Genomic DNA, 9,062 nt, shown 5'->3' on the forward strand with positions numbered 1-9,062 from the left:
TGTGCTGCTTGTTGAATGCGATCGGATGTATGTGTGACGTGGCACGCCCTCTCGTCGAGTGCTTCAACTGGGGGACATCGATCCCCGCAGGATGAATCTCTGCTGATGTGAGTCTCATTCGTGACGTGTGCGTCGTAGTCGGCGGTTCGCTGACGCTGGCTCGGTCATCCATCGCCGCGCTTGCTCGTTGAAGTCTTCGCCCCACCCAGCCTGATCGGTGCGGGCCAAACCGGCGATGGTGACAGCAGTGCGTCGTTGGCCATCGATCTCGGTGGGCACCAACCGCACCCAGATTCGTCGGCGCCGGACAAGCAGGGACACAAGTAGCCCAGCCAGCATCACAGTCGCGGTCAGCAGGACCCAGTTCTGTGCCGGCCCGTGCGACACCTGCATGGACACAAACCGTTCGTACCCGTCGAAGCGCACTACGGTGCCGTCGGCGATGGTGTGGGTCTCTCCTGGGCCGAGATTGACTTGGGCCCGCTGCTGGAGCCGGCCCTGCTCGATGAGTGATTGGTTCAAGGAGTATGCGTTCTGCGGACGACCGGTATCCAGTCCGGTGTCGCCCTGGTAGATCCTGATCGCTACATACGGATCATTCGGCACGGGAAACGACGAGGTGAGAAGCGTTCCTTGGAATGCCGCGGTCGGCGCGAACAGACCCTCAATCGCGATCTGTCGGCGGCGCCGTTCATCCGCGTCGGGGTAAAGCCCCGCGGGAGTATCAAAACGGGCCGCGCCTGAGGACAACATCGTCTGCAAGTTGTCGGGAATGAAAAGTACTGTCTGAGTGCGCTGCTCACCGTTCGGGAAGGTCACTGTGAATGTAGGTGCGAAGCCATTGCCTAGGACGTAGACGCGGTCACCGGCTACTCGCAGAGGCTCGTTCACTCGAATACGCGCAGCGTTCCAGGTAGTGGGGTCGGACTGTCGTACGTCGTCGGTGTAACTGACGTCGGCTTCGTACATGTCGGGCTGGCCGCTCGGCAGGAACCTCGCATCGAAGCCCTCGACACGAACACAGAATGGTGAGAGATCGGTGCCGTCGACAAGGCTGCCTGCTCGAAACGAGTCATAGACGGCCGTCGAGGTGTTACAGAGGCCTTGCGTGCCATCGGCGATGAGACTGCGGGTGCCCTCGTACCCGTAAAGTTTGTCGGCCGCGATCGCTATCAACAGGGCGAGCAGTGAGAAGTGGAACAGGAGGTTGCCCCACTCGCGGAGGTAGCCCTTCTCCGCGGAGATCTCCACGGCTTCGGTGGGTTGGGCACCCGTCGCCGGGCGCGTGGTGGTGACTCGGCGCCAGCCACGCAGATTGGTATTTATCAGGGCAGCAACCTCGTCAGGATCTCCGTGCACCGTGTCCTCGACGTGCCGCGGCAGACGAATGAGGTTGCGTGGCGCGGGGACCGGCTGAGCGCGCACTGCGCGCGCATGCTCGAGAATTCGGGGGGTGAGGCAGCCCACAAGCGATACGAACAGCAGGACGTAGATCGCGGTGAACCACGTGCTGGCGAAGACGTCGAACAGCTGCAGTCTGTCCATCCACACCCCGAGCGCGCCGCGGTCGGCAATGTACTGGGTTGTTTTCTGCTCGTTGAGCGGTCGTTGTGGCAGCATGGCGCCCGGGATCGCGGCTGCGGCCAACAGGAACAGCAGCATGAGTGCGGTTTTCATCGACGTGAGCGATCGCCACAGTCTGCGCAGGGAGCCAAGCGCCGGGTGCGCTCGGCGCGGCGTCGGCGCTTCGGTTCCCATCATCGTGGTGGGGGTAACGTCGTCGCACTCCGACAGTCCATGACTGCAGGAGCGACGTCGAAGTCGCCGGCCGAGTGCCGATCGACACCCGCCACCACGAGCGCGGTGGGTCGCCGGGACATACTCCCCCGCACCGCCACTATGGGTCTCACCTGCTCTCCCTCACCTACCCGGATTACTACGCACCGTAGTATTTATAGAACCCGGATGGCAACCACGTTGGGTCTTGCTTGCTCGATCGGAGCGGTGAGGCCTGGTGAGCCGTAAACTACTATCATTGTTAGTAAGACCTGTGGCGGCGCCTACATTCTGTGGTCGTCGGTGTGTGCTCCGGATGAAGGGCTTTGTAACTGATGGGCCGCTTTGGCACTCCGAGGACGATGCGTCGCGACCGCCGATCGACTGGCCATAGTCAGCTGCGGCAACGTCTGGGAACCCTTCGACGCCACCGTTCGGCGCAGGTCAAGGCTCGGCATGTACTGGTATTGGCGGCGCTGACGGCCGTCGTGGTGGTACTGACCTCGTGCAGCTCGGCTGGCGGTAGCTCTACCTACAGTGACCAGATTTCGGCCGTCGACAGTTTTGCGGCCATCGCACAACCCTCCATCGCTGTGGCCACCGAAGGAGGCGATCGGCTCGCTCCCGACGCGGTTGTCGAACCTGGGCTTCCTATCGTTGTGACGGCCAGTCGCGGCGCGTTGACCGACGTCGATATCCCAACATCTAGCGGGCGTGCGTTGGCGGGCTCGCTGAGCGAGGATGGCAGTACCTGGACAAGCACCCAGCCGTTGGGGTACTCGAAGCAGTACTCCGTTCGAGCTGAAGCCGTGGGTGTGGGTGGTCGAACGAGCGTCTCGCAAGGCTTCACCACAGCCTCGCCGGAGTCGCTGACCAGCGCGGCCATTCTGGGCGAGAAGACCGTCGGAATTGCGCACACGATTGGTGTTCGATTCTCGGATCCCATCCCTGACCGCCGGAAGGCGCAGGCTGCAATCACCGTGGCCTCTGATCCACAGATGCAAGGCGCGTTCTATTGGATCAGCGACTCCGAGGTCCGATGGAGGCCCGAGCGCTTCTGGATGCCGGGGACCAAGGTCAGTGTCGCCGTGAACATTTACGGAGTCGACCTCGGCGACGGGCTCTATGGCAACAGAAATCTGTCCTACGACTTCACCATTGGCCGAGCTCAGACAATCGAAGCCGACGACAACACCAAGACCATCGTCGTAAAGAGGGATGGCAAGGTCATCCGAACGATGCCGACGTCGTTCGGCAAAGACAGCACACCGACTCCACGCGGCATCTACATGATCGGTGATCGCGTCGAGCACATCGTCATGGACTCCTCCACCTACGGAGTTCCTGTCGAGTCATCGGCGGGATACCGCACACCCGTCGACTGGGCGGTGCAGATGTCTTACAGCGGCATCTACATGCACGGTGCCCCGTGGTCTCTGTCGGCGCAGGGCAACAGCAATGTCAGCAACGGCTGCCCGAATCTGAGTCCCGCGGACGCGGAATGGCTCGTGAAGAACACGATGCGCGGCGACCCCGTCACGGTGAAGAACACCAACGCCGAAACACTATCGGGAGTCGATGGACTCGGCGACTGGAACATCCCGTGGGCACAGTGGAAGAAGGGCAACGCAGACACCTAGGCATCGGGCTGGCTCGATCCAGACACTCCATCACGGTCCAGTCGACTGAGCTCGTCCGGCCTTGACCCTGGACGCCTACGGGCCGGCCCCGACCGGTCCGTGCCCGCGGGTATGCCATCCGCCACATCAACGGATATTGAGGTATTTGCCCGAAGGTGGTTACATGGCGACATATCAACGAACGTAAGGATGTCGATATGACCCGGGAGCCGGTGGATACATGCGACTTGCTGTGCCTCGATTTGCCTCACGCAGAAGGTATCCGGTCTGCGTTGCCGGATGCGACGGCGGTCGACCGTGCCGCCACCGGGGCCCGTGCGCTCGGCGATCCCACTCGTCTGCGCGTAGCGACAGCGTTGCTGTCGGGGGACGAACTGTGTGTCTGCGACCTCGCGTGGGTGGTCGGCATGGCGCAGAACCTTGTCTCACACCATCTGCGCCTGCTCAAGAGTGCCGGCCTCGTGACCGGGCGTCGCCACGGACGGTTGGTGATGTATGCGTTGACTCCGTCCGGTCATGCTCTCGTGACAGCGGTTCTGGCGGTCGCCGGGGTCTCCACGACAGCCGCGACGAAACCGGCGGCGGCCATAGTGCAGGGGCATACACATGAGTGACGCATGCTGCGGACCCTCAGATTCCGCCGCCCTCGAGGCTGAGGCCGATCAGGGACCGGTCCGGTTGTGGCAAGTACGCGAGTTGCGTTTCGCCGGCGCAGCAGCAGTTTTCCTCGCGTTCGGCTGGATCATCGGAAGCTCGCTATCGGACACCGCAGGCGTCGTCCTGGAACTGCTCGCGGCAGTTGTTGCCGCCTCCACGTTCGTGCCGTCGACACTGCGATCGCTGCGCCACGGGCGCATCGGTGTCGGAACGCTGATGACGATCGCCGCAATCGGCGCCGTGGCGCTAGGCCAAATACCCGAGGCCGCGCTGCTGGGAATCTTGTTCTCGGTCGCTGAAGGACTCGAGCATTACGCGGTCACCAAGACCCGGCGAGGCCTGCGGGCGCTGCTCGCGCTGGTTCCACCGACCGCATCGGTGATTCGTGGGGGTCTCGAGGTCACCGTGTCACCGGATGAGTTGATCTTCGGCGATGTGATGGTGGTGCGTCCCGGTGAGCGCGCGGCGACCGACGGGACTATCACCGCTGGCACTACCAGCGTAGATCTGTCGGCGATCACCGGCGAATCTGTGCCCGTGGAGGCGGGTCCGGGTGACTTGCTCTACGCCGGCGCGATCAACGGTGGCGGTGCGATCGAAGTCCGCGTAACCGCCCGCGCCGCCGACAGTTCCCTAGCCCGCATCGTGCACATCGTCGAGCAAGCGCAGGAACGCAAGGGCGCCGGCCAACGTCTCGCCGACCGCATCGCCCGCCCCCTGGTCCCGGCCATCATGGTGCTAGCCGCACTCGTGGCCGGTATCGGTGCGCTACTCGGTGATCCGCTGCTGTGGCTCGAACGCGGCCTGGTGGTGCTCGTTGCCGCGTCCCCGTGTGCGTTGGCGATCGCGGTGCCGCTGACGGTGGTCGCCGCGATCGGCGCCGCCAGCCGCCATGGCGCACTCGTCAAAGGCGGTGCTGCACTCGAAGAGCTGGGACAGGTCCGCGTCGTCGCGCTGGACAAGACCGGCACCTTGACCCGCGGCACTCCGGAGGTCATCGACGTGGTGAGCACACCCGAGGTCACCCGCGAGGACGCGTTGTCTTATGCCGCCGCGCTCGAGGCTCGCAGCGAGCACCCGTTGGCGAGCGCGATTCTCGCGGCCGCACCTGCTCTGGGCTCACCTGCCGATGACGTCACCGCGATCGCCGGTCACGGCCTCACCGGCCGGATACGCGGACAGCAACTGCGCCTGGGCAAACCCGGGTGGCTCGATCCCGGCGCGCTCGCCGGAGACGTCACTCGATTGCAGAGCGACGGCGCCACCGTCGTGCTGATCGAACGGGAAGGCACCGTCGTCGCCGCGATCGCGGTCCGCGATGAGCTTCGCCCCGAGGCCGCTGAAACGATCGGGCAACTGACGGCGCTGGGTGTCGACTCGGTCATGCTGACCGGGGACAACGACCGCACCGCACATGCTTTGGCCACTGCGTCCGGAATCAGCACCGTCCATTCCGAACTCCTTCCCGAAGACAAAGCCGACTTGCTGGCCACGCTAGCGCGCGGGCGGGCGATCGCCATGGTCGGCGACGGCGTCAACGACGCCCCGGCGTTGGCCACCGCCGATGTCGGTATTGCGATGGGAGCGATGGGTACCGACGTCGCTATCGAAACCGCCGATGTGGCGTTGCTGGGCGAAGATCTTCGCCATCTCCCGCAACTACTGTCCCATGCTCGGCGCGCACGCCGAATCATGATGCAGAACATAGGATTTTCCCTAGCGATCATCGGTGTGCTGATTCCGCTGGCCGCCACGGGCGTCCTCGGCCTGGCCACAGTGGTCTTCGTCCACGAACTCGCAGAAGTGCTGGTGATCGCCAACGCGATTCGTGCCGCCCGGACGAAAGCGCTGCCGGGCACCGGTGCCGTGCCCCGGGTATCCCCCGGCACGCTCAACATCTCGGTGTCGGCCTACCACGACACAGGCGACGCCTGTTGCGCTCCAGGACCAGCCACCACCCCCGTTCAACCACGGTCGGTGCCCGCGGTACCCCTGCTGCCGACACCACGAGCACGCGGCGCGGCGACCAGCAAGAGCTGTTCGGCCACAACAGAACCAGGGTGCAGTTGCTGTTCGAGCCCGTCGGATGGCGCCGATGACGTACCGAGTAGCTCGCCAACGTTTCATCGCGAGCGTCACTGAGGGAGCCACGCCGCGTCAGGAGCGTAGGCGTGATCTCCACGTGCGTACAATCAGTGCCGCCAGGACGGCGGCAGCACAGATCCCTTCTCCTGCTGCTCCGATCCGCGTCGCCAGGGTCGTCGTTGTCCTCAACGGCACCCGCGCGATGAGAACATCGGGGGAGAACAATTCTGTGCGTTGTGCAATGGTCCCATCAGGTTCGATGACCGCGCTCACGCCACTGGTTGCTGCGATGACCACCGCCTTATCGTGTTCGACTGCCCGAACTCGCGACATCGCGAGTTGCTGGTAGGTCATCTCGGTGCGCCCGAACGTCGCGTTGTTCGTCGGAACCGCGATCAGCTGCGCACCGGCGCGCACCGATTCGGTCACCAGATCGTCGAACGCGACTTCGTAGCAGGTCGCTACCGCCACGGGCACCCCGGCAAGATCGACAACGCCATCGCCTGTGCCAGGAATGAAGTTGCCAGCCCGGCTGGCGTAGGACGAAAGCTGTGTCATCAGTCCCCGCAGCGGCAAGTACTCCCCGAACGGCACCAGCTGACGTTTGTCATGCTCCTGACCAGGCCCGGTGACGGGATCCCACACCACCAACGTATTGCGGGACGTGCTGTGGCTCCCGGCGATCACCGCGCCCACCAGGATCGGCACCTCGATCGCCCGCGCGGCACGATCAATTTGCGCCGCAGCATCACGGTTACCGAACGGGTCGATATCGGATGAGTTCTCCGGCCACACCACCACATCGGGACGCACGACCCGCCCAGAGCTGACCTCCTCCGCCAGGTCGAGAGTGCGCCGGACATGATTGTCGAGCACTGCACGTCGCTGAGCATTGAAGTCCAAACCCAACCGCGGTACGTTGCCCTGCACCAACGCCACCGTCACCGACTGCTCCTCCGGTTCTGCTGTCTGCGACGGCGCCAGGGTCCATGTCAGCACTCCCACTACGGCGACTGCTACGCCTGGGCCGGCCAACGCCCGAGGGTGCACGTTGATTACCGCCACTGCGATCGCGGCCAGGAGTGCGCCGAGCAGCACCACAACGAAGGACAACCCCGGCGCGCCAGCCAAGGCCGCTAACGGCAGCAAGAACCCGTCCGGCTGACCGAATGCTATTCGGCCCCAGGGAAAACCGCCAAAAGGCACGCGGGAGCGGACGGCTTCGACTGCCACCCAGGCGCATGCTAGCCACACCGGCGCTCCGCGGCATCTGCCGACCAGCGCCGCCACCGCCCCGAAGACACCGAACGCCACCGCCTCGACCGCCGCCAAGGCCAGCCACGGCACCGCACCCACATACGTACCGACCCACGGCAGCAGCGGCACGAAAAAGCCCAGCCCAGCGAGATAGCCGTAGCCTGACGCCGCCCACAGCGACCGCCCACGCAGTGTCACCACCAGGACCGCGATCGCCACCGGGGCAAGGAACCACAGTTGGCGCGGAGGGAAGCTCACATACAGCAGCCCGCCCGAACCGGCCGCAGCCGCGATACGTAGTGCAGATGCACATATCGGTGGCAGACCTGCGCCGGCATGCCGAGCATCCGAGTGACGACTCACCGCCCACCGCTCCCCTCACCGGTTCGGTCGTGCGTGATATGCACGCCAATCGCCCGGACGACACCGCACGCCCTGTAAACTACTAGCCAACGTAGTAGTAAACGTGACGGGAGTGATGATCGTGCCAGCTCAAGCGGTCAAGGTTCGACGCGGAGGGATGTCTCGATGAGTCGCAACGTCAAGATGTCGCTCGCGGCAGTCTTCGTGTTCTGCCTGGCGCTCACAGTGGTGTTCGTGGTCTCCCGGGCCGGAGAGAGCGAACAGTCCGGCGACCAGGCGTATACGACGGTACGGCCTGATTCTCCACGGCTATCGGCTCCGACCGAGTCCAAGGCGACATTTGTCGAGTTCCTGGACTTCGAGTGTGAAGGGTGTGGGGCGGCGTACCCGGCGGTGGAGCAGCTTCGCCAAACCTACGGCGATCAAGTCACTTTCGTGGTCCGCTACTTCCCCCTCCCCGGGCACTTCAACGCCGACCGCGCGGCACGGGCCGTGGCCGCGGCGGCCGAACAAGGCCAATTCGAACCGATGTACCGCAAGATGTTCGACACTCAACGCAGCTGGGGCGAACAAAAGGTGCCGCTGGACGATCTGTTCTTCTCCTACGCCCAGGTGTTGGGCCTGGACATGGAGCGATTCGCCGCCGCCTATGACTCACAGGCCACCCGCGAGCTCATCGACCGCGATGTCGCTGACGGCAAAGCACTAGGCGTGACCGGAACCCCCACGTTCTTCATCAACGACGAACTCATCAAGCCCGAAGGCTATGACGATCTGAGCTCTGCGCTCGAATCCGCGATACGTCAGTGACCATCACACCCCGGCAGACCTCAGAGCCGTCAGGCTTTGCGCCCGACACGCAGATCCCGGTTTTCCCGCGGCTGCTCCCGTGGATTCTTGCGGTCTGCGGAGGCATTGGACTTGTCGCTGCGTTCGCACTGACCGTCGAAAAGTTCGAACTGGCAACCGATCCGAACTACACGCCGACCTGCAGTATCAACCCGATCGTCAATTGCGGATCGGTCATGGACACCCCCCAAGCAGCCGTCTTCGGGTTCCCCAACTCACTGCTCGGAATCGCAGGCTTCACAGCTCTGATCGCTATCGCCGTCCTGCTAGGACCCCGCCCGGCCTTGTGGGTCATGATCGGATTGCAGATCGGCCTGACGGGTGCGGTGGTGTTCGTCCATTGGCTGATATTTCAGAGTCTGTATCGAATGGGACTGCTGCACGATCGGGTGACAGTGTCGGTGTCATGCCGCTGAGGCGGCTGTGTTGATGATC

At 64.0% G+C, this 9,062-nt stretch carries 6 protein-coding genes and 1 pseudogene; 5 read left to right on the forward strand and 2 right to left on the reverse strand.

Annotated elements, in window-relative coordinates:
- Positions 1-114: 114 nt before the first annotated feature.
- Entirely contained in the window at positions 115-1,761 is a 1,647-nt protein-coding gene (resB, locus tag AC4JJG_RS20720) for a cytochrome c biogenesis protein ResB (protein ID WP_055476456.1), read from the reverse strand.
- A 377-nt stretch (positions 1,762-2,138) separates the two neighbouring features.
- Between resB and AC4JJG_RS20725 the strand changes: the two genes are divergently transcribed.
- The 3 genes from AC4JJG_RS20725 to AC4JJG_RS20735 all read left to right on the forward strand — a co-directional run bounded on the left by AC4JJG_RS20725 (position 2,139) and on the right by AC4JJG_RS20735 (position 6,215).
- Entirely contained in the window at positions 2,139-3,416 is a 1,278-nt protein-coding gene (locus tag AC4JJG_RS20725) for a L,D-transpeptidase (protein WP_139104530.1), read from the forward strand.
- Positions 3,417-3,613: 197 nt separating this feature from the next.
- Positions 3,614-4,030 (forward strand): ArsR/SmtB family transcription factor, encoded by a 417-nt coding sequence (locus AC4JJG_RS20730; protein WP_055476457.1) that lies wholly within the window; start codon positions 3,614-3,616, stop codon positions 4,028-4,030.
- Entirely contained in the window at positions 4,023-6,215 is a 2,193-nt protein-coding gene (locus AC4JJG_RS20735; protein WP_055476458.1) for a heavy metal translocating P-type ATPase, read from the forward strand. The genes AC4JJG_RS20730 and AC4JJG_RS20735 overlap by 8 nt, the downstream gene beginning before the upstream one ends.
- Positions 6,216-6,230: 15 nt before the next feature.
- Here AC4JJG_RS20735 and lnt read toward each other — a convergent pair whose 3' ends face one another.
- Positions 6,231-7,739: an apolipoprotein N-acyltransferase gene (gene lnt / locus AC4JJG_RS20740; protein WP_226514238.1), complete on the reverse strand. Its 1,509-nt coding sequence runs from the start codon at positions 7,737-7,739 to the stop codon at positions 6,231-6,233.
- 204 nt (positions 7,740-7,943) lie between these two features.
- On the opposite strand from lnt, the gene AC4JJG_RS20745 reads away from it, so the two are divergent.
- Positions 7,944-8,588, forward strand: coding sequence for a DsbA family protein (locus tag AC4JJG_RS20745; protein WP_055476459.1), 645 nt, complete (start codon positions 7,944-7,946; stop codon positions 8,586-8,588).
- Between the two features lie 53 nt (positions 8,589-8,641).
- A pseudogene (locus tag AC4JJG_RS20750) lies at positions 8,642-9,007 on the forward strand (vitamin K epoxide reductase family protein); the annotation flags it as partial.
- Positions 9,008-9,062: the final 55 nt, after the last annotated feature.

Source organism: Gordonia sp. B8661-1 (genome assembly GCF_059427765.1).

Excerpts from the sequence above, each read along its gene's own strand:
- AC4JJG_RS20735 (WP_055476458.1), top strand. The coding sequence starts at position 4,023 with ATGAGTGACGCATGCTGCGGACCCTCAGATTCCGCCGCCCTCGAGGCT.
- AC4JJG_RS20725 (WP_139104530.1), top strand. The coding sequence starts at position 2,139 with ATGCGTCGCGACCGCCGATCGACTGGCCATAGTCAGCTGCGGCAACGT.
- AC4JJG_RS20730 (WP_055476457.1), top strand. The coding sequence starts at position 3,614 with ATGACCCGGGAGCCGGTGGATACATGCGACTTGCTGTGCCTCGATTTG.
- AC4JJG_RS20745 (WP_055476459.1), top strand. The coding sequence starts at position 7,944 with ATGAGTCGCAACGTCAAGATGTCGCTCGCGGCAGTCTTCGTGTTCTGC.
- resB (WP_055476456.1), bottom strand. The coding sequence starts at position 1,761 with ATGATGGGAACCGAAGCGCCGACGCCGCGCCGAGCGCACCCGGCGCTT.